The sequence below is a fragment of the Vibrio sp. A1-1 genome, assembly GCF_021728175.1.
In the GTDB taxonomy this organism is placed as follows: Bacteria; Pseudomonadota; Gammaproteobacteria; order Enterobacterales; family Vibrionaceae; genus Vibrio; species Vibrio diabolicus.
Window position 1 is genome coordinate 76,606 of sequence record NZ_JAKKCL010000012.1, and the last position, 21,300, is coordinate 97,905.

At 44.7% G+C, this 21,300-nt stretch carries 20 protein-coding genes; 9 read left to right on the forward strand and 11 right to left on the reverse strand.

What is annotated here, in order from left to right:
• Window positions 1-115 precede the first annotated feature (115 nt).
• The 5 genes from L3V30_RS16765 to L3V30_RS16785 all read left to right on the forward strand — a co-directional run bounded on the left by L3V30_RS16765 (window position 116) and on the right by L3V30_RS16785 (window position 7,572).
• Entirely contained in the window at window positions 116-514 is a 399-nt protein-coding gene (locus tag L3V30_RS16765; protein WP_005393675.1) for an OsmC family protein, read from the forward strand.
• A gap of 129 nt (window positions 515-643) precedes the next feature.
• The gene (locus tag L3V30_RS16770) at window positions 644-1,198 is read left to right on the forward strand and encodes a sugar O-acetyltransferase (RefSeq protein ID WP_005393677.1); all 555 of its coding nucleotides are present in this window, start codon (window positions 644-646) and stop codon (window positions 1,196-1,198) included.
• 87 nt (window positions 1,199-1,285) lie between these two features.
• Complete coding sequence (locus L3V30_RS16775; RefSeq protein WP_005393681.1) at window positions 1,286-1,519, forward strand: hypothetical protein; 234 nt, start codon at window positions 1,286-1,288, stop codon at window positions 1,517-1,519.
• Window positions 1,520-2,552: 1,033 nt separating this feature from the next.
• Complete coding sequence (locus L3V30_RS16780; protein ID WP_005393683.1) at window positions 2,553-3,422, forward strand: hypothetical protein; 870 nt, start codon at window positions 2,553-2,555, stop codon at window positions 3,420-3,422.
• A 31-nt stretch (window positions 3,423-3,453) separates the two neighbouring features.
• Window positions 3,454-7,572, forward strand: coding sequence for a M66 family metalloprotease (locus tag L3V30_RS16785; RefSeq protein WP_225460828.1), 4,119 nt, complete (start codon window positions 3,454-3,456; stop codon window positions 7,570-7,572).
• Between the two features lie 70 nt (window positions 7,573-7,642).
• Here the strand turns inward: L3V30_RS16785 and L3V30_RS16790 are convergent, their stop codons facing one another.
• From L3V30_RS16790 to L3V30_RS16805, 4 genes are all read right to left on the reverse strand, one after another.
• Window positions 7,643-7,825: a hypothetical protein gene (locus L3V30_RS16790; RefSeq protein WP_005393690.1), complete on the reverse strand. Its 183-nt coding sequence runs from the start codon at window positions 7,823-7,825 to the stop codon at window positions 7,643-7,645.
• Between the two features lie 164 nt (window positions 7,826-7,989).
• Window positions 7,990-8,676 carry a YafY family protein gene (locus L3V30_RS16795; protein ID WP_023583886.1) on the reverse strand — a complete coding sequence of 229 codons (687 nt, stop codon included), beginning with the start codon at window positions 8,674-8,676 and terminating at the stop codon, window positions 7,990-7,992.
• Window positions 8,677-8,723: 47 nt separating this feature from the next.
• Window positions 8,724-9,038: a hypothetical protein gene (locus tag L3V30_RS16800; protein ID WP_225460829.1), complete on the reverse strand. Its 315-nt coding sequence runs from the start codon at window positions 9,036-9,038 to the stop codon at window positions 8,724-8,726.
• Window positions 9,039-9,153: 115 nt separating this feature from the next.
• Window positions 9,154-10,077, reverse strand: coding sequence for a LysR family transcriptional regulator (locus L3V30_RS16805; protein ID WP_005384329.1), 924 nt, complete (start codon window positions 10,075-10,077; stop codon window positions 9,154-9,156).
• Between the two features lie 138 nt (window positions 10,078-10,215).
• Here L3V30_RS16805 and yjjG point away from each other — a divergent pair, with 138 nt between their 5' ends.
• Both yjjG and L3V30_RS16815 read left to right on the forward strand, forming a co-directional pair.
• On the forward strand, window positions 10,216-10,890 hold the full coding sequence (yjjG, locus tag L3V30_RS16810) for a pyrimidine 5'-nucleotidase (RefSeq protein WP_029800868.1): 675 nt from the start codon (window positions 10,216-10,218) through the stop codon (window positions 10,888-10,890).
• A gap of 51 nt (window positions 10,891-10,941) precedes the next feature.
• Window positions 10,942-11,481 carry an NUDIX hydrolase gene (locus L3V30_RS16815; protein ID WP_005393699.1) on the forward strand — a complete coding sequence of 180 codons (540 nt, stop codon included), beginning with the start codon at window positions 10,942-10,944 and terminating at the stop codon, window positions 11,479-11,481.
• A 78-nt stretch (window positions 11,482-11,559) separates the two neighbouring features.
• On the opposite strand, the gene L3V30_RS16820 is transcribed toward L3V30_RS16815, so the two are convergent.
• The 5 genes from L3V30_RS16820 to L3V30_RS16840 form a co-directional block, all read right to left on the reverse strand.
• Window positions 11,560-11,994 carry a hypothetical protein gene (locus L3V30_RS16820; RefSeq protein WP_005393700.1) on the reverse strand — a complete coding sequence of 145 codons (435 nt, stop codon included), beginning with the start codon at window positions 11,992-11,994 and terminating at the stop codon, window positions 11,560-11,562.
• Between the two features lie 20 nt (window positions 11,995-12,014).
• On the reverse strand, window positions 12,015-12,566 hold the full coding sequence (locus L3V30_RS16825) for a YtfJ family protein (RefSeq protein WP_005393701.1): 552 nt from the start codon (window positions 12,564-12,566) through the stop codon (window positions 12,015-12,017).
• Between the two features lie 79 nt (window positions 12,567-12,645).
• The gene (locus L3V30_RS16830) at window positions 12,646-13,365 is read right to left on the reverse strand and encodes a carbonic anhydrase family protein (protein WP_225460830.1); all 720 of its coding nucleotides are present in this window, start codon (window positions 13,363-13,365) and stop codon (window positions 12,646-12,648) included.
• Between the two features lie 78 nt (window positions 13,366-13,443).
• A complete protein-coding gene (locus tag L3V30_RS16835) occupies window positions 13,444-14,772 on the reverse strand; it encodes a porin (RefSeq protein ID WP_237309353.1) in 1,329 nt (442 codons plus the stop codon).
• A gap of 711 nt (window positions 14,773-15,483) precedes the next feature.
• Window positions 15,484-16,740: a type 2 secretion system lipase gene (locus L3V30_RS16840; protein ID WP_145534286.1), complete on the reverse strand. Its 1,257-nt coding sequence runs from the start codon at window positions 16,738-16,740 to the stop codon at window positions 15,484-15,486.
• A gap of 466 nt (window positions 16,741-17,206) precedes the next feature.
• Here L3V30_RS16840 and L3V30_RS16845 point away from each other — a divergent pair, with 466 nt between their 5' ends.
• Both L3V30_RS16845 and L3V30_RS16850 read left to right on the forward strand, forming a co-directional pair.
• Entirely contained in the window at window positions 17,207-19,240 is a 2,034-nt protein-coding gene (locus L3V30_RS16845; protein WP_006741281.1) for a S8 family serine peptidase, read from the forward strand.
• Between the two features lie 9 nt (window positions 19,241-19,249).
• Window positions 19,250-19,597, forward strand: coding sequence for a hypothetical protein (locus L3V30_RS16850; RefSeq protein WP_005395359.1), 348 nt, complete (start codon window positions 19,250-19,252; stop codon window positions 19,595-19,597).
• 109 nt (window positions 19,598-19,706) lie between these two features.
• Here the strand turns inward: L3V30_RS16850 and L3V30_RS16855 are convergent, their stop codons facing one another.
• Complete coding sequence (locus L3V30_RS16855; protein WP_075984400.1) at window positions 19,707-20,963, reverse strand: PTS ascorbate transporter subunit IIC; 1,257 nt, start codon at window positions 20,961-20,963, stop codon at window positions 19,707-19,709.
• A gap of 9 nt (window positions 20,964-20,972) precedes the next feature.
• The gene (locus L3V30_RS16860; RefSeq protein ID WP_046873863.1) at window positions 20,973-21,260 is read right to left on the reverse strand and encodes a PTS sugar transporter subunit IIB; all 288 of its coding nucleotides are present in this window, start codon (window positions 21,258-21,260) and stop codon (window positions 20,973-20,975) included.
• Between the last annotated feature and the right edge of the window lie 40 nt (window positions 21,261-21,300).

Here is a 21,300-nt window from a genome sequence, read left to right on the forward strand (position 1 = left end):
GCAATGTTGAAAATTCCGTTGCCCTTTTATGCGAGAAAGCTAAAGTATCGACACGAAATACACCGCTTGATAGGGCAACGATGTCTTCAACGAGCGATGCTAAATGAGGTAAATCATGCAAGCAGAAGTTAAATGGGTAGAAGATTTTAAATTCCTTGGGCAATCTCAGTCGGGTCACTCCGTAGTGATGGATGGCAATGGCGGTGCAACGGCACCAAGCCCAATGGAAATGGTACTAATGGCCGCTGGTGGCTGTAGCTCTGTCGATGTTGTCGACGGTTTGAAAACGGCAGGCCAAAAGGTCTTGTCAGTTAATGCCAAGCTAACCACAGAGCGTCGTGAAACCGCACCACGTATCTTTACGCAAGTGAATATCCACTTTGAAGTTTCAGGTGACGAGCTTGACCCTGAAGTCGTAGCAAAAGTGGCGGCTGACTCGCTAGAAAAATACTGCTCGGTTTGCTTAATGCTAGGTGAAGGTGTTGAGATGACCCACAGCTGGGAAATCGTGTAAGTCGACAGACTCCACAAAATATAAAAACAGGAAAGAGAAAAGTGCAGGCTTTTCTCTTTTTTTATTCCGCAATTCACGTACCGTGTGATTAATCTGAAAGTAGTAATTGCAGGTTTTAGGAGTCTCCCAGTGACAGAACTCGAAAAAATGATGTCTGGTCAAATCTTTGATGGCATGGACAAAGAAATTGACGCCATTAGAAGTCATGCTCTTCAAGCACTTAGAGCGCTCAATAACAATACCGACGAAAGTCAGCGCGACGAATTACAAAAACAGCTGTTTGGCAAAGCGGGTCTTTGCATTGTTCAAGCACCTTTCCATTGCGAGTTCGGTAAAACCATCGAAATCGGCGAAGAAACCTTTATCAACATGAATGTGGTCATGCTTGATGGCGCTAAAATTACCATCGGGAACCACGTGCTAATCGGTCCAAGCGTGCAATTGTATACGGCTTCTCATTCTGTTGATTACCGAAGTCGCCGACGTTGGGAGACGTTTTGTAAACCTATCACGATTGAAGATGATGTGTGGATTGGTGGTAACTCCGTCATTAACCAAGGTGTAACGATTGGTGCTCGCTCGGTGATTGCGGCGAACTCGGTCGTCAACCATGATGTGCCGCCAGATTGTCTATACGGAGGCACACCTGCTAAGTTGATTCGTCGTCTCAACGAAGAAGAGTAAGAATCGATAGTGATGGTATGATGACTCGCTTTACAGGCATAAGAGAATCATGCCATCAGAAAGGGGTAATTCGCCAAGGAGTCTAAGATGTCGAACAAGACAGAAGTCCTCATGTGCCCTACATGTGGGGTAGAAACGCATCATGTAGTGGTGTTAGTCAGAAAGAAAAGTGGCTTTGAAGGCGATAAAAATCGCAACAAGAAAGAGTTCATCGCTGGATTTCTCAAAAGTGTAGTGTTCGGCGCCTTCCTTGCTTCTATGGATGAATTTGAACGTCACTTGATCTGCGAAAACTGTGGTCATAAAACCATTCAACAGTAACTGATAGTCCTTCTTTCTCTGCATAAGTTCATAAGTGCGGTTTGAAGCACTGGTTATTCAAATCGTATTATCCTCTTTTAGTGCTTTTGCTCTTCTTATGTTCCTCTCTCAAAAATGAGTCACATTAGTACGCATTTTAACCGCTTGGATACAGGTAACTCACTGCTATGTATAATAAATTTTGGTGGGAAATACGTGTTTCAGCTCGATGTTTAGCCTCTGTTCTATCGACACGTTTTGAGTCAGTAAACACTTAAATTTCGTTTACTTTATGTTGTACGTAGTGCAATTGTGTGAAATTGGTCACATTAATGTTTAATTTATAAAAAAATAATTAATGAATAGTAATTCACAAATATGCTGACCGTGTGTGCTATTTAGTTTTGACTTATCTTTTTAGTATTCACTTGGTGAATGTTTTGTTGTTTTTAGATTGACTGAAGGTTTGACTTTCTATTCAAACTTGTGAAAGGTTGAATCGATATATTAGAAAACATGAATTTGATCTTGTTTCTATCTTTTGTTTTAAATGCGAAATTCATTATTAACAACGGATGGTTTTGATGATTTCTCTTATGTGTATCCCTCCAATTTTAGAAATTGAAAATTAAACTTTTTCAATAAAATAACGACTAAAATTAAACAGAATGATGTTCTTATGTTTTTTATTGTATTTTAACTTATACATTTTTACTCATTCATTTTAACTGTTTTTGTTGGTTTTAAGTTGTTGATAATAATTGTCTTTTGACTTTTGTTTTAATGGCGTTGCTTTGCTGCTTCTTTAATGTTGTGGTGAGTGGCTTTATTTATAAAAAGTCATTTTAAAGTACGTTTTTAAGCAAAGTGGAACGCGACAATACTCAGATAAATAGTATTAAAAAATTAAATAAGGATTTAACCATAAGAGTAATTTTATGGTTGATAGGTTTATTGAGGTTGATTATCTGAATTTTTATGGAATTTCATCCCAATAATCTGTTTGTCTTTAAGTTTATTCTAATAAACTTAACTCTCATGGAAGTTTCAAAACATGCAGCACACAACAAAGTGGATGATGACGCCGCTTGCAATGTTGTTGGGTACGCTGTTTTCAGCGCCATCATTCGCGGTGGAAACGAGTGTAATTGATAGCACTAGCACGCCTGAATCTACACAAAATGAAGGAGATGCGTCCTGTATTGTTTGTAAGTTTAGTGGGGCCGTTTACCTATCTTACGATACAAACATTTACGATAAAGACGACTACCGTTCTGTCCGCAATTTCTCGTGGGGAGGCGATCTCGTTTATTCCTTTTCGAGCGACACAAAAGCCTATTTTTCTACGGGGGGCTATCGTGCCCTAGAAGATGAAGTCGGCACCTACGCGACAGATTCGGTGTTGGGCTTGCAATACACGAACCTATATCGCTTTGGAGATACAGGGAAAATCGGCGTTGCGGGTCAGCTCACCATTCCAACTTCAGAAACATCTCGTAAAGATGAACTGCACACCGCGGTTCGTTTAGATGTGCCGATCTCTTTTTCAGCTTGGAGCGTCGATTTTTCGGTTTCGCCAAGACTGAGAAAAAATTTCCACGAATACAAAACCATGGGTGGACGCTCGCTGACTGAGTGGACTTACTCGTTGTTTGCTGTTGCGGAAAAGTCGTGGGAATCGTTCGCAGTGGGGATCACGGCGTTAGGTGGTAACAGCATCAGTTATCAAGGTACGCGCAGAAGCAGTTGGCAGTATGAGGGGGCGTTGTACGGCACATACGAGTTTGATGAAAGCTGGTCATTGCTACTCGCGGCGTCATCAACGGGTTTCTATCAAGATGCAGAGCGAGGCACCTTGGGCAACATCGATTTGTTGGACCAAGAGAAAGCATCTTACATCGCGACAGTGACTTACTCCTTCTAGGAAAATAACAACAATTAAGGATATCCAAATAATGTTTAAAAAATTGACTCTGGTGTCAGCAATAACGGCCGCACTTGCAGGCTGTGGCGCAGATGATCAGGCGTATGACTATGTCGAAAGAGATGCAAAAGAAGTCGCAGTAAAAGATCTTAAAGACGGTCGTTGGTTTTACGTTCCGACGACTGGTGCCGCTCCACGCTTTGCTCTGAACCAATTCCCATTCTTGCAAGGTTCACCTCGTTACGTTGAGCTTTGTTTTACCAAAGAAGGTCTGGAAGTTCGCAGTTACGATAAAAACTACCCAGACGCGCATCTAAGCAAAGATGCTAATAACTACTGCGGTGAAGAGAAATTTGTCGCAGACGACGACGGCGTTAACTTCGCGCAAGTGCTGACGATTCCGGGTGACTTTGCGGCGTATCGCTGTCAAGAAGACGCGCATGGTGATTGCACCAACAAAGAAGAAACCAACGAAGACGCAAGCTTAAACTACAAGAAGAAAACCCACTTCACTCCTCGTCCTGAAGATCTCGAAATTGCAGAATTCAATATGGAAGATCTGTATGGCATTACCGAGGGTATTGATGAAATTGGCGCACCACGATTGATCTCGTGGGACTTTGACCCTAAAAACGGTCTTCTCAATTTCGAACTAGAGCGCACGTTCCGTATCGATTTAGATAATATTTCTGACTACATCAACTTTGCAACGAAAGCGAGCTTGGATGAAGCGCTTGTGGATGGCGCGTTTAAATCTCGTTTCTACTACTCGTTAGTGCACGAAAGTGAAGTGGCAACCGAAGGTTACCAACCGATCTTGTACCCAGTGGGTGATGAGAACGACATTGGCTTCTTCACTACGTCGACGAAAAAGCTTAACCCAGTCACGAATAAATACGACCGTGATGTGGTTTACCTTAATCGTTTCAACCCAGATCAAGGTTCTATCAAATATTACTTGAGCGACAATTTCTTTGAAGAGAAGAACAAGTTGTTCTTGGATGCAACGCTGCAATCGATCGACAAGATGAACCAAGCGTTGAATGTATTTGGGGCGGATGCAGGCAAGCCTGAAATCGAGATTGTGAACAAAACCAAAGCGGCTGGTATTCACCCAGGAGATCTGCGTTACAACGTGATTAACCTGATTGACGAGCCTCTAGCGAACGGTCTGCTTGGTTACGGCCCATCGGTTTCTAACCCGATGACAGGGGAAATTATCAAAGGTCACGTGAACCAGTACGCAGGCGTTGCAAGAACGGGGGTACCTTTCTACTGGGATAACTTGGCGCGATTCTACAATCGTAATCAGCTGGACTTAGATGGATTGGATCCACTGCCGACTAATAGTGAAACGGTGAAAACAGAGGTCGAGGATAGAGTTGAAGCCCTCTCGACAATGGCAGCAATGGCGAGCCTGAAATCGGATGAAAACATTTATGCGCCTTTCGTATCAAAAGAAGACATCGTTTCTGGCAAGGCGGCGACAAAGAGCCCAACTCAGCTAATGAAAAACTTCAATGATGATATGGAGTTTGAAAAGGTGGTTGCCGCTGAAGAGAACCGTTTGTCTTTTTGGGCAGAGAACAACGTCTATCCAATTGAAGCGTCGTGGGTTTCTTCAACTAACAAGGCCATGTTGGACAACTTGAAGCTGGATGACGAGCGTTACTTTGAGATCAAACTCGATGACGCAGGCAACGAAGTATCGCGTCAGCTTAAGCGTTGGAAATACCTGCCAAAAGAGTTGCAAGTGAAAGCCGCAGATGCGATTACGGTTGCGACTTACAGCAATACGCTCGTTCACGAGCTTGGCCACAACATGGGTCTGCGCCATAACTTTAAAGGCTCAAATGACAAAGCGAACTACTACACGCTAGAGCAAGCGCATCAACTTGGTTTGAACAACATTCCTGCTTACAGTTCGACGATGGACTACGCGCCAAGCATGTTGGATGAAACGCCAACTTGGGGTCTGTACGACATTGCGGCCTTTAAGTTTGGTTATGGTCGTAAAGTCGAGACGATTCAAGATTCTTCAGGTTCAGCTCCCGCGCCTGTTGCGAAACCGGCAGACAGTGCGAGCGATGAAGACAAAGCGGCATACGCCCGTTACCTCGCTGATCAGCAAGCCTACCAACAAAGCTTTGCATACAAGTTTGGCAACAATCCAGACAATACATCGCTGATGGTGTGTTCTGAAGTGAAGGCACTAACGGGGAACGAGAAAGGCAAATCACTCTACAACTGTGATTTCAGCCGATTCGATACTGCTGCATTGTCTGATGATCCTGAACTGAATGCGAAAACTCGTTATGGCGCACTTTACTACCTAGATAAAGTGAATGAAATTGAGCGTAAGTCTTACGATTTCTGTACCGATGGGAACGTTTCTCTAAACAGCGACTGTAACCGTTTTGACGAAGGTACAAACCTAGAAGAGATTGTTTCTTACGAGTGGCAGAACTATCTCGATAGCTATGATCGACGCAACTTGGAGTTATATGGGACGACGGGATTATTCTCATCCGACTATCCTGGTTACTTAGTGCGCCGTTACATGGAAATGAGCGCTATCCGTGACAAGATGGAAGATCTTGAGCGCATCGATAACCTGTACACCAATCTGGGTTACACTTCGTCAACGGATAAGCCGGGTGACTTCTTATTGCGCCTTGCTTCAAACCCTCAATACTGTAGCGAAGGTAAAGCCGATAACTCATGGTTCTGTGATTACGCGAATGGGGCGAAAAAATCCGCGGCGTTCTTCCTTGATATCTTGCGCACACCAGAGCATCAATGTGTGATAGAAAATGCGGCAGGCAACCAAAAAGTGATTTCTTTTGGTCAACTGTTAGACAACAACTCACACCAAATTCCGGCTGATTACGATCTTTCAACAGCCAGCTGTTTTGATGATTTGGCAGCACGCTTTATCGAAGATTCAGATGAGGGCTATATAGCTGTTGCGGAAACTGCGAATGGACGCTTCCTAAACTCAATTGGTAGCTTTGACCCGGATTACCCTTGGTCAAATGCGGTGTCTGTGTTGGGTAACTGGCCAGACAAAGCGCTTGCGAGCTATTTCTTAGCACGTCGATTCTCGAACCGTTTTACTGATGAGGTGAGCTTTGCATCGCTGCTTGATATCCCTGGGGTGCAAGCTGAATACGAAGACATCATGGGCAACATCGTGGCAAATGATGCGTTAAATACGCCAGTTAAATTGGTGGGTAAAGACGGTAAGGAATACACCAATCTAAAAGGTGTTACCGTGAACCTACACATCACTGAGCAAATGGAGTCCCTACCACCAATGCCTCGTGGTATTGCAAGATTCCTTGATATTGGTGCAGAAGGTCGCGGACGTGTTGGCGATGTCATCTTGAGAATGGGTGTGAACCAAATGAAGTCTTACGACTACACGGTGAAGACTCGTGGTCAATCTCAGTTTGATACGTTTACGAAGCAGCAAGACCGTTACGGTATCATCGCGGGTGACAAGGTTGAGTTTGTTATCGACGGCGAGAAGTTTGTGGCAACAAAAGCAAACAAGCTGGCTTACGACTACGCAAATCAACTGGTGACGTCCAAAGGTTACGATCTAAAAACGTACCTAGATAGCTATGAGCCTGCAACACTAAACAAGGTTGCAGAGAGCATCGATAGTGCTTGGGGGCCATTCCGAACAGCGATTGTCCCAGCGTTCCACGATCCTGTATTGCTGCTGGATGCGCCAATGGTCAACGCAATGAAGCGAACCATTGATGCGGATATCGCGGCAGGTGTGCTGTCGTTTAGCCAGTCTTTCATCAACTTTACGACAGCGAATGTGACTTCGGGTGATTTGGTCATCGATGCAACTTCGGGCACATTGAGCTACAAAGGTGGTAAAGCGCACGATGAGCTGAAAGCGTTCGAAGCTTACACTGATGCGATGCTTTTGATTTACAACGATCACGCCGAAGACATGATGTTCGCGGTCGACAATGTGTACGCAGGGTACATGGCGTCTTCAGATGCTGACAAAGAACTTTGGCTGAAAGATCTCAATATGATCCAAGCGTATTTGCGTGGTGATATCGGCGCTGTGGCTGGTGATTACTACAAGATGCTTGATCGCCTACCAACGGCAGTGAGTTTCCAGTAAATAACTCTTAATTCACTCATACAAAGGCCTGCAGCAATGCAGGCCTTTTTCGTCATAGGATTGATGGAATTTAGGAGTGAAAGATGATCTGTCCGTCTTCTGTCATCACAAGTGTCGCTTTGCTTTGTTCGATAAGTTGGGCTGCATAAGAAGGGGTAACGGCCTGCATATCACCTTTAGATCGAAGAGTTAAAGACTCCCACGCTTGATCTCGATATTTCCCTGCTTGGGTGTATTGAATCAGTACTTTCATAGCTTCACGCTCCGGTGTGGTTGACGTGCTACTTAAGTTAACGATCTTAGGTTGGTTACGCATCTGTTAAAAGTGAAACATTAGTTTAACCAAATGTGCCTTTCCAAATATCACGCATTGAGCAGAGCAATTTAGAATCCTTGTGATGGAAGGATGAAAAACACTCAATCTTTCGATTCATACTGCGCAATATAATGTTTGAGAGATTTGGTTTCCGCACTCTGAAACTCTTCATCATGCATACGCAGTGCTTGGATACGGTCGAGGCGGAACTGGCGGTAGTCATCGCGCAATTCGCACCAGGCGACCAGTGTCCAGACTTTGCCCCAAAAGAACTGGCCTAACGGTTGGATTTTTCTCTCGGTCACTTGTCCGTTTTCATCTTGATAATCCAAACTGACCTTAAACTGATGATCAATCGCGTGGCGCAGAAGCTGCCCTCGTTTGGCAGTCTCGGATTGGGTGTGATAATCGGGCACAATCAGCGGACAATCTTCCACTTGTTGTTTGAGCTTATCGGGCAATACCGAAAGTATTTTGGTGGACGCAGAGTGAGACGCTTCGGCAAGTTCGGCATCCGACCAGGCTCGAACCATCCGCATACCCAGTTCAAGCGCCATCATCTCTTTTTCTGAGAACATCAAAGGCGGCAGATGAGAGCCAGCTTGCAACAGGTAGCCGACACCTGCTTCACCTTGAATAGGAACACCAGAACTGAGCAACGACTGAATATCGCGATAAATCGTACGTTCGCTAACTTCCATTCTTTCTGCGAGCTCTTTCGCTGTCACGGCGTAACGCTTTGCGCGCAAAAGCGTCAGTAGCTCAAACAGTCGTTCTGATTTGCTCATGATGTTCCTTATCTAGACCTACTGGTTGTTAGTGGTAGTGCGGCTGATTACTTCTCTAGCTCACTGCACATTTTTAAGTTGTGATGTTTAAGCTCGAAGCTTTCGCAGTCAATCATTGATAACAGAGGCTGAAATTCAGCGGCTTGCTTAAGCTGTTTTCCCGCCTGTTTTGCATCGTTCATTGAACGCCAGTAAATGATGTCTGTCCACACATCGTCCGTCGCTTCGTGACTGAGTGAGCGATACAAAAAGCCTGGCAGATTCTTCACAAACGTTTGTGACTGTTTGGCAGCGGCGATCACGTCTTGTTCTGTTGTGCCTGCGGTTAGACGAAATTGCACAGTTTCGATAACGGTTTCCATATTGTGATTCCTTATTGGTTTTGGCGGATTGCCTGTTGAGTTCCAAATAAGGTTACGCGGATGGAATGTCAGAACATGTCAGTAGTGAAATCTCACTCACTTATCATCAATATGGTTATTTTTCTGGGCTGTTGTAACGATCCCAGTAAGGTAAATCTGTGCCGAGTTTTTCGCTGATAAAATCGATAAAGGCTCTTACTTTCAACGGCATGTGTTTGCGCTCAGGGAACACCGCATAAATGGCGTGTTCTGGTAGAGAATACTCTTCCATCACTGGTTTTAGATTTCCTGCGGCAAAGTCTCTTCCTGCAATAAACGTCGGCAGTTGCGCAATGCCCGAACCTCTCAACAGCAACTGGCGAATGGCTTCGCTGTTATTGACGATAAAGTTTCCTTTTGGAAGCACCTTGTATTCGCTGCCATTGTTGATGAACATCCATTCGACGCCGCCACGGAAATAGGAATAGCGCAGGCAGTTGTGACTGACTAAATCACTTGGTTTTTGTGGTGTTCCAAACTCCGCTAAGTAATCTGGCGAGGCACAAAGCACACTTTTACAAGGGGCGAGACGTTTTGCGATTAGATTGGAAGAGGTGAGTTCACCAATACGGATCCCCAAATCAAAACCGTCTTTAACCAAATCGACCATTTTGTCTTCGAGGTTTAAATCCACTTCAATTTTCGGGTAACGAGCGAGAAACTCGCTGATCAAAGGCGCGATATGCAGCACACCGAAAGACATCGGCACGGTAATTTTGAGCCGACCTTGTGGAGAGCCTTGCAGTTCCGATACCGCGTCCACGCCTTGCTGGGCCAGATTGAGCGCTTGAGAAGCGTACTCAAAATAGCGTTCTCCCGCTTCGGTCAGGCTCAGCTTACGCGTGGTTCGGTTAAGGAGACGAATACCCAAATCGTCTTCTAGTTGGTTGATGCGTTTGCTTATCGCCGATTTCGTCAGATTCAGCTGTTTGGCCGCAAGGGAAAAGCTGCCGCATTCGACAACAGCAACAAAAACGGGCAGGGAGGCAATCGCGTTCACATCAATCTCCTATCATCGTGAAGCATTTATTGTTGAGCACAAGGATACAATTAATTTCCAATTATAGAGATTATCTTCAAGAAGAAAACAATCTAGACTATGCATCAGTATTACGACCTTGATTTTGGGAAGAAGAAAATGAAGTACGATTGGATCCTGTTTGACGCTGACGAAACCTTATTCCACTTTGATGCTTTCAAAGGTTTGCAGCTTATGTTTTCTCGCAAAGGCGTAGATTTTACTGAACAAGATTTTGCTCATTACCAAACCGTAAACAAACCGCTTTGGGTGGATTACCAAGACGGCAAAGTAACGGCAGATGAGCTAAAACATAACCGCTTTACCGAGTGGGCTGAGAAGTTGAATACCACAACAGCAGATCTCAATAGCGCATTTTTAGAAGCAATGGCCGATATTTGCAGTTTGTTGCCAGGTGCAAAAGAGCTGATGGAAGCGCTGCAAGGCAAAGCTAAAATGGGCATCATCACCAACGGTTTTACAGAGTTGCAAGCAATTCGCCTTGAGCGCACAGGGATGACTGAGTACTTCGATAAAGTGGTGATCTCTGAACAAGTGGGCGTCGCAAAACCGGACTTAGGCATTTTTGAATACGCGATGCAGCAAATGGGCAACCCATGCAAAACGCGTGTACTGATGGTGGGTGACAACCTGCATTCCGATATTCTTGGTGGCAATAACTTTGGTATTGAAACTTGCTGGTTAAATACCACAGGCGCAAGTGTCGATGAGCGTATCGCACCAAATTACACCGTTGAGTCTTTGAGTGAACTAAAGAACATTTTGGTGGCGTAACCGAATCGGGTATTATTCCGCAGTAACCCTCAGAAAAATCAAGGAATAACCATGCCAGACATCAAACAGCTAGACAGCAAAGTCGTTTACCAGAATAAGTGGATGACGGTGCGTGAGGACAAAATTTTACGTCCGAGCGGCGCAGAGGGCATCTATGGTGTGGTCGACAAACCTGATTGTGCTGCGATTCTGGCTATCGATAATGGGATGATTCACTTGGTTCAGCAGTACCGTTACACCGTAGGTCAACGTTGCTGGGAGATCCCACAAGGGGCGTGGGAATCAAACCCAGATGCGGATCATCTTGAGCTTGCCAAAGGTGAGCTACGTGAAGAAACGGGCATGCAGGCGAGCGCCATGGCGTATGTCGGCGCGCAGTTTATCGCATACGGCTTTTTGAATCAGACATGTCACGTCTACTTCGCCAGTGATTTAACGGACGTGGGCAATCAACTCGACAGTGAAGAAGAGGATTTGATCACGCGCGCTTTTTCTGTTGAGGAGTTCGAACAAATGATGATCGACGGCACGATCAAAGATTGTGTCACTATCGCGGCTTATGGTTTGGCGAAGCTGAAGAAATTCATTTAGTGAGCAATGACAATTTTTAATAAAAACAGCGGCCTAGTGCCGCTGTTTTTAGTTTGGGTGAGCTCGTTGAGCCATCGCTTACTCGTCGATTTTCTTACCTAAAATTTCTACTTTCGCTTTCTTAGTCACCCCCGCGACTTGCAGCGCTGTGCTGCCAACCGATTCATAGTTCAACTCGATCTTGTCTAATTTCGCGTTATCTTTCGTTGGTAGGCTTAAGCTTCTTGATGACATGCCTTTAGTCAGAACCCCTAAACTGTCGAACGTCTTTTCCTGACCATCTTTCATGATCACTTTAACGCTTTTCAGATCGACCGTACCTTGCGTACATTTGATTTTGATGTGGCTGAAACGAGCGTTAGCAAATGGGGACAGTGGATTGACTGTGTCGGTTTCCGATTTAAAACTGACGGTTTTATCTGCAATCTTGTCCCAATCGTTGTCTCCAGCAACCGATTGGAAAGAGGCTACAGCCGCTAAAAGACAGAGTGCGATGGTGTTGAACAGTTTCATAGCTTCTCCTTACCTTAGGTTTAGATATTCTGTTTAATCAGTTCGATGACGTGTGTGACTTCGTCTTGAGTTAAAGCCCCTTCTTTCACGAATAAAATTTCGCCTTGTTTATTTTGTACGATAATCGCAGAACTTTCTTGCTGTAGATCCCAAGTTGTTGCTAATACGCCATTTTTGTCTAACACCATGGAAGACCAAGAGAATGTCTTTTTGCTGTCCTCTGCCGACGATTTCACAAATGTACCGGTTCCCCAAATGGCGTCTTCTTGGTTGATCACGGTTGTGGTCTGATACTGATCTTCAGGAAAGTGAGCGGCAGTGATTGCTGACATCAGCGGCGCGTTCATCTCTTTAGCTTTACTACGACCTGCAATGGCTTGTATCACACGGACTTTGCCTAACATCTGCTGAGTTGCCCAAGGTTGATAAGCCACATCGTCTCCTTGCAGCGTCATTTCGCCATAGGTATCAATGCTGATGGATGGGCTAGTTTGACCGACAGAAAGGTTATGAGAGAAGGCGAGTATCGGGGCGAGTGCGAGTAAGAGTGACAGAACAGATGGAGTTTTCATTGGGGGTTCCTGTAACGAAGTGAGGTTAGAGCGAATCAAAATAAGGGGCAAATACGATGCCCCTTATCGGATTTGGCGATTAGTTAGAAAGTACAACGCGCGCATTTAACGGTTGCAGCGGACGATTGTTTTGTCCCATGACTTCCATCAGTTTCTCGGCTTGATCTTTGGATAAGGTTTGAGTGTCTTTAAGCACAAACCAGCGCACACCTTCTGAACATGGCGGTGTGGTTAAAGATCCGTTAAATCGATAGTAGTTTGCAGTTTTTGGCAGTAAGTCGTTAATCTCAAACGTATCTTTAAAGAACGAGGTTTGATTCTCTTGTGGGATTGCGTTGATCAGTTTAGACAGCGCTGCGTTTTGATCGCCTGCATCAAACATCACCGAAATTACCGCCAACTCGCCGTCTGCGTTGGCGTGTACAAAGTGCGCTTCAAGTGGATATTGGCGGCCTTTGATTTGGTTTTCTGAAGGTGTGTGGAAATGGAACTGTTGCAGCTCGAACGTCTCGCCATCGATGGTGAAGCTGTTACGTCCGTTCACTTGCGCTTGCAGCGTATGACCATTGTTGGTTAAACCAATGACCTGACCAGTGTACGAAAGGTTCAATGCTTCCAGTTTTGCATCGGCAGGGTTGTCGATGTTGATTGGGCTTTGGTTTTTCGTGGTTGCGCAGTCTTTGGCGATTTCTCCCCAGTGCTCTGGCCCGTGTTTGTCATTGCCATAGCCCCATTCCGAAGCCTGAGCCGCGCTTAGAGTGAGAAGTGAGAGTGAAAAAGCAAGTAGTGTTTTCTTCATAATAATGTCTCTGTTCGGTCGCTTTGATAAGCGTTGTTACAAGGCAATGACCTAGAGGTTTGATCACTGCCTGACAAATTAGAAACGGTGGCTGAGTTGGGCACCAATTAGGAACGCATTTGAATGGGTCACGCCCGTCACCATAGGTGCAGGAACACCTTCATACGCGTACTCTTCTACGTTGACATCTTCACCAATCAAGTACGTCATGCCGATGTCAACCGTGGTATCTGATGACCATTGGTAAGAGGCACCCGCAGATAACCAGTGACGGTTCGAATCTGGGATAGAAAGCGAAGTCAGCTCATCGACAGGTGTTTTGTCGAACATGTAACCCGTGCGAAGTGTCCAACGTTCATTGGCGTACCAAGTCGCACCGATGGAGTAGTGCGCGGAGTCTTGCCACTGAAAATCTTTTAGCAACTGATCATCAGCTTTCAAGCTGTCAAATGCTGACCAACCAATCCACTGCACAGAATAGTGCAGGGCAAATTTAGGTAAGACGCGGTGATAACCGGAAAACTCCGCAATATCCGGTAGCGGCATAGCAAGTGAGTCGTACGATTCGCCAGCAAAGTGGATGTCGCCCTTGGCATCAATGTTAGGGCTGTGCTTGTAGCTTAAACCTAAGCGATGACGCTCGTTAAACTCGTACATCATGCCAATATTCGCGCCAAGCCCAATGCCGCCAGCTTCCACATCAAGTGCGTTGCCTTTTACGGCTCCGCAACGTTGTTCTAGTTCGTTTCCAACGCAAACACCCACGTCCATGTCGCGGTACAGCTCACCAGAGCCGTAAATCACATCAATACCACCACCGATACTAAAACGGTCGTTCACCTTGTATGCCAAGCTTGCACCAAGGTTGACACTCGCTACGCTGGTGACACCGCCAAAAACAGGTGCGCTATAGTTTGGTTTAAACTCCATGTCGGTTCCGAAGTTGGAGTATGCCGATAAGCCTAGATACCAGTCGTCGTTGATAGGGTGAATAAAGTAAAAATTGGGTACAACGGCTGGTTGACCAACGCCATCGACGTCATCAATGTCGGTCACGGTTTGAGAGAAGGACGGGGTAATGTCAACTTGAGGGGACGGAGGAAAACCGCCCATACCAACATTGACATCTGCATTAATATTAGCTCGATGATATTGCGCATTTTTTACGGTAACGTCAGGTTTGACGTAAGTGACACCGAACGATAAGGCACTTTGTTTAAACAGCGTCATCGCTGCGGCGTTGCGGCTGACTACAGAAGCATTATCACCAATGACGGCATCACCAGCAAAAGCACGACCAAGACCCGTCGCCGAATGTTCGTTAATTTGAAAACCACCGGCATACGCCGTCGAGGAGGCTAACCCGATTAATAAATAAATCGGTGAAAGAGTTAATTGTCGCTGCATGTTTTTCTCATGAATTAATTAGAAGTTGTATTGCAACGAAAATCAGTAAAATAAACAAATCTGACCAGTATATTTAGGGGTAAAACTAACAGTATGTTGACAATAAATAAATTTAACTTAATAAATATTTATTGGTGAATTTATTAATGGTTCATGTCGTGAATGTGGTGGTTATTTTACGTGTAAATTAAACTCAGAGCCTCTATTTTTATTTTTGCGGTATTACTTCTCTATTTTTATTGTGCTGACTGTTCCCTAACAAATAGAGGGAAATCCAGCGATAAAGTGTCCGTGATGGAAACTCTGAGTCATTTGTATTTCCATTGCATCCCAACGTTGGTAGTTCGAATCAGCAAGAGAACTATCGTTTAAACCCACATGACACACTCCTCTCGGTCTTACCTGTGTTATGTGGGTATTTTTTATTTAACTTGCCACTTAACTCCTCTTTAAATACATAATCAAAATTACCATAATCAAATTTTAATGGATGGCATATTGAATAATTTTTTATTTTACTGTTTTATTGGTATTTAAAAGTTTTGTTTATAATACTTATAACTTGAAATTTTGTATTTAAATTACTGTTCATCTATATTTAAATATAAAAGTAGACTCATATATATAAAAAATGACCACGAAATATCGTGGCCATTTTTAATCATCAACGTATTTATGATGATTAAGAGTTTAACCTATAAGAAAGTCTTATTAAAAGCGAAACTCTTCTAAGTTATTGCTGCTTTCCAACATTTTTTCAGCAACATAACGATGCGTGGCTGTAGTTGGGTGAGTTACATCCCAGAACACAAACTTATCTGCGCCAGATGCCGCACACTCAGAGCGTAATGAATGGGTGTACATGTAATCCACAGAAGATGAGCGGTTGATGTCCAGACAAGGATCACTTGCATTCACGAACCCGTGTTCTTCTGGTGCCGAGGTTAACGTCTCAAACAGCGCGTGCGTATCAAACAATGAAATGTTGTAACCTTGAGCTTTATAGTACATCGCTTGTGCTTTGATGAACTCGTTCATTTTCAATACTTTCGCGCGAATCGTTTCAATTTCTTCCTGCGTTGAGTATTTGAACTGTGGTGCTTTGGTTGCGTCTGGCAGTGTCATCAACATGAAGTTCTTCGCGCCCGCGTCTGTTAGACGAATCAGAGCTTCAGCGTAATCCGCTTTTACTTCCGGCACGCTACGGTTGTAGTTCATGAAATCATTTAAACCAAACTCCAACGTAAACAATGTGTTTGCTGGGTTGTAGTTTTTCGCCAGTTTTGTGTAGGTCAAGTAAGAAGAAACTTGTTCGCCGACACCTGTTAGCGCAATGTATTGGTTCTCACCTGCTGCGCCGCCAACTGCCCAGTTATAAAGCGGTAAGTTTTTGGCTTTAGCCACGTATTCCGTCCAAACAAAACCGTTCGAGAAGTGACCTAAGAACCAGCTGTTTGGGTTAGGGAAGCGCCATTGGGAAGCGTTAAAGATGTTGCCTGTATCAGATAAGCTGTCGCCCAAAGCCACTACTTTGTTGATTTGATCTGGTTGCATTGCAGCATCATTGCTCCAGATCGTGTGGTTATAAGAATAGCGATTGTCAGCAGCAAAAAACGTAATGTCTGCGTTCTCGTTCGCCAGATCTAGTGTTTCTTCACAGCGCTGGCGAATCACGTTTTGTGAAGTGTTGGTGTAGAACATGTTTTTAAATGAAACAGAGCTCCACCAATAACCGTCGATAGTGAAGTCACTACCATCTTCGTTTTTCGCCCATTTCCAGTCGGTAGCCGCATCATCCTTAGAGTGGCTCGTACGATACCAGCAGCGAACGTAAGTATAGGTTTGATTTTCTTGCGTGCTGACCACTTCAGACGCAGAAACCATTTCTGGTGATAATGTTGGCTCCTCTGCAACGGCAGAGGCAAGCGGAAGTAATGCAGTTAATAGTGTGATTGTTTTTTTCATCATTCACTCTTCTTGTAATGGTTATGGTTCCGAATACGTGAATACGCTCGGCTATAACAGTATTTAGATGAGAATTTTTCTCACTAAACCTTCTAATTCTGAGTAAATACTCAAGACAGTCAACAACTAAATATTCAATATTTCAGTTTTGGCACCACAGTCAAAAAATCCATTCAGCATAGCAATCGATTAAATGTGTATTATTTAGAATAATTACTCACTAACATTAATTTAACATGCACTTTTTGTTAATTAAGTGATTGCTTTATAAGGTTTTGTTTATGCTTTTTGATGTTAACTAAAAATGTTTATTGAATGATCTTTTGTACAAAGTTGTATATTCATGAAACAAATTGTTTGGCATTTTTGGCCTATAAACTATAGCTGAAGCTCTCATGCGAACATCATGGTGATGACTTTTCATGAGAATATAGTGAATAAAAATTAGCTCAAATAAGGAATAGGGCAAATGCACTACACAACAAGTAAAAAACAAGGCTTATTTTCGTTGTCTGCCGTAGCGATAGCACTGACCACTTCTATGTCAGCGTTTGCGGCTCCACCAATGGGATTTGATGAATCTAAGTTACCGACGAAGTACATCGTCAAATTCAAAGAAGATGCAGTCAGCCGATCTTCAATGGGTGGTAACTCTTTTTGGGGACCACGAATCGCGCAGGAGTCTGTTTTAGAACAGGTGAAGGCACGTAAGGTGGAAAAACTAGGTAATCGCGCCATTTACAGCGTTGAGTTGGATGGTGATGACTTAGAACCACTTCGTAATCGCAGTGATGTGGAATATGTCGAAGTCGATCCGCCGCGCTATTTGCTAAGCGAAACTACCCCGTGGGGTTATGAAGCGGTTAATGCTCAACAGTTAGATGACTTCAATGCTGGTAATCGCACTGTATGTATTATCGATTCAGGGTACGACATCTCGCACAACGACCTAAGCGGTAACCGTGTTGCAGGTACCAACGATAGTGGTACAGGATCATGGAGCGATCCGGGTAACAATAACGCCCACGGTACTCACGTAGCAGGTACTATCGCAGCGATTGCCAACACCGAAGGTGTGAAGGGTGTGATGCCAAACCAGAATGTGAATTTGCACATCGTGAAAGTATTTAACGAATCAGGTTGGGGTTACTCATCTGGGCTTGTTAAAGCGATCCAAACGTGTGCAGATAATGGTGCCAACGTTGTGAACATGAGTCTTGGTGGTAGTCAATCAAGCCGAACTGAGCAAAATGCACTGCAAAACATTTACGATCAAGGCGTTCTGCTAATCGCCGCAGCTGGTAATGACGGTAACACCGCACACAGCTACCCAGCTTCTTACGATTCAGTTATGTCTGTTGCTGCTGTCGATAACCAAAATGATCATGCGGCGTTCTCGCAATCTACTGATCAAGTTGAGATCTCTGGCCCAGGTGTGGCGATCTTATCAACGGTTACGGTAGGCGAAGGTAAACTTTCTGATATTACATTGAATGGCGTAAGCCAATTTGATCGCGGCATTGTCCCTCACAATCGTTTGATCAATAACGGCTCTTCGTATGTGCCAGATCCAATCGCTGGTTCAGTAACAGCAATGCTAGATAGCTGTGATGTATCTGGCGGTAACTTTAACTGTGGTGATATGTCGGGCAAAATTTGTTTGACTGAGCGTATTGGCAACCAGTCTTCAGGTAACTACCCAGAAGTGGATGCAGTTCAGGCTTGTTACAATGCGGGTGCGCGAGCGGCAATCGTATACAGCAACTCTGAACTACCTGGTTTACAAAACCCATTCTTGGTAGACACAAACAACGCTTATCGTATGGTTTCGGTAACGGTTGATCGTGCATTTGGTCAAGAGTTGCTGGGGTATGTAGGTCAAGAAATTACGGTTTCAACTACCTCTGGTGAAGATTACGAGTACTACAATGGTACATCGATGGCAACACCTCATGTAACTGGCGTAGCAGGCTTGGTGTGGAGTTACCACCCAACGTGTACAGCAGCGCAAGTACGTAATGCCCTAGTTCAAACGGCAACAGACATTGATGTCGCTGGACGAGACAACCGCACAGGTCACGGCCTAGTGAATGCGGAAGCAGCGAAACTGTTCTTGGATGCGGGCTGTAACGGTCCTGACGGTGGCGGTAGCTCTTCGGACTCTAGCTTCTCAAACACCAGCCCTGTTGCGATTCCTGACAACAAATCTTCTGGTGCAATCAGCGCTGTAGATGTCGATCGCTCTGGTGATTCAGGTACAGTAAGTATTGACGTTGATATTAGCCACACTTACATCGGTGACCTACGAGTGACGCTAACTTCACCGACTGGTGGAGAAGTCGTGCTTCACGATAATACTGGCGGCAGTGCTAACGATATCAAAGCCACTTTCCAAGCGGATTTCTCTGGTTTTGAATCACAAGGTTCTTGGGAACTAAAAGCGGTAGACAGTGCCAGAAGAGACACAGGCACAATCAACAGTTGGACTCTGACTTTTCAATAAGGAGTGGCTATGAAGAAGTTGACCTTACTTTCTTTGTCTGCGGTGAGTGCTACCGCACTATTGGCAATCGGACTAAGCTCGGCCAGCTTGGCGAACAATCAAGGATTTCCGCTCGTGGATGAACGTTCTGAACAAGCTGAGCAACAACCTACGCGTTACTTTGTTAAGTATCACAAAGGGAAAGAGAGCGAAGTGAGAGCGCTTCTTCGTCAACATAACCTTAAAGTGGTTGATGCGTTGGTGAAGCAACAGGTACTGGTGGTGAGCGGCGAACAAGCGGACGTCGATAAGCTATCTGGTAATGAATCCGTTGAATACACCGAGCAAGAACCAACGAGAAAGTTGTTGTCTCAATAAGATAGCCTCAATATGAAAAACGCCCCTCACGTGAGGGGCGTTTTGTTTGAGTGCTTTTCTTAGAGATGAATGCCGACGAGCCTAATTCTGCATTCATAAGAATAAAAGCTTAGCGCACAATCAGGCCAAGTAGGATACCTACAATGCCGAAGTCAGCATCACTGAATGTTGTGTTTGCAAAGCCAAGATCACCCAGTACTGGCATTAGGAAGACAGGTAGGAAAGTAATCAGTAGACCTTGTGCAAACGCACCTAGAATTGCGCCGCGACGACCACCTGTTGCGTTACCAAATACACCCGCAGCCGCACCCACGAAGAAGTGTGGAACTACACCAGGGATAATCACAGTAAGACCCATCACGTAAAGTAGGAACATGCCCACTAGACCGGCTGCAAAGCTCGATAGGAAGCCCACCAATACCGCGTTTGGCGCGTATGGGAACACAACCGGACAATCCAGTGCAGGTTTTGCGTTTGGAACCAGTTTGTCTGAGATGCCTTTAAATGCAGGAACGATTTCTGCGATAACCATACGTACACCTTGCAGGATGACGTACACACCACCGGCGAAAGTGATGGATTGCATTAGCGCAAACATAGACCAATGTTTACCACCACTGACTTCACGGACAAAATCACCGCCAGCGAACAAACACGTCACCATAAAGATGATGCCCATTGTGAACGAGATAGCCACTGGCGTATCGCGTAAGAACAACAAGCTCTTAGGGACATTCATCTCTTCAGTTGAGTGCTCTTTGTTACCAAACTTGCTGCCAATAAAGCCAGCTAGCACGTAAGAAAGGGTAGAGAAGTGACCAATCGCAACGTCATCAGAACCTGTAACTTGCTTCATGTACTTGTGAGCGATCGCAGGGAAGAACACCATTACAGAACCCACAACCACAGAGCCAAGCGCGATCAGTGGAACACCTTTCATGCCGCTAGATGCCAGAATCGCTGCTACCATCATCGACATAAATAGTGTGTGGTGACCGGTTAGGAAGATGAATTTCCATGGCGTGAAGCGAGCGATCAAGATGTTCACTAACATACCGAAGAACATGATCATCGCCATCTCTTTACCAAACGCTTCTTGCGCGATAGAGACGATAGCTTCGTTGTTTGGAACCACGCCTGTAATGCCAAATGCGTGTTGGAAAATCGTCGCGAAGTCGCCTAGCGAGCTCACAACTAAGCCTGCACCTGCGCCAAGCACGATGAAACCAAGAATGGTTTTTACCGTGCCTTTAATGCACTCGGTGACTGGTTTTTTCTGGGCAATTAAGCCGATTAGAGCGATGAGACCGACCAGAACCGCTGGCTCTGATAGGACATCGTTCATTAAGAAACTGAAGAATTCCATAACGCCACCTTATAGAGCGCCAAGCTCTTGAAGTGCCACAGATAAACGCTCTTTCATTGCGACTTTGTCGACCATGTTATCAAGCGCTACGATACGCTGCTCAACGCCAAGAGCTTCCAACTGTTCTGCAATGTCTTTTGTGCCGATGAAAATGTCGCAACTTGTGCCTTTTGCTGAGCCAAGATCGATGTGATCCACAGCGGCATTGACGTTCAATTCTTTTACGATGCTTTTGATGCTCATTTCCATCATTAGGCTAGTACCAAGACCGTGACCGCAAACAACCATAATTTTCATAATTCAGACCTTTTCTTTTTTATAGGGGGTATACCCATTT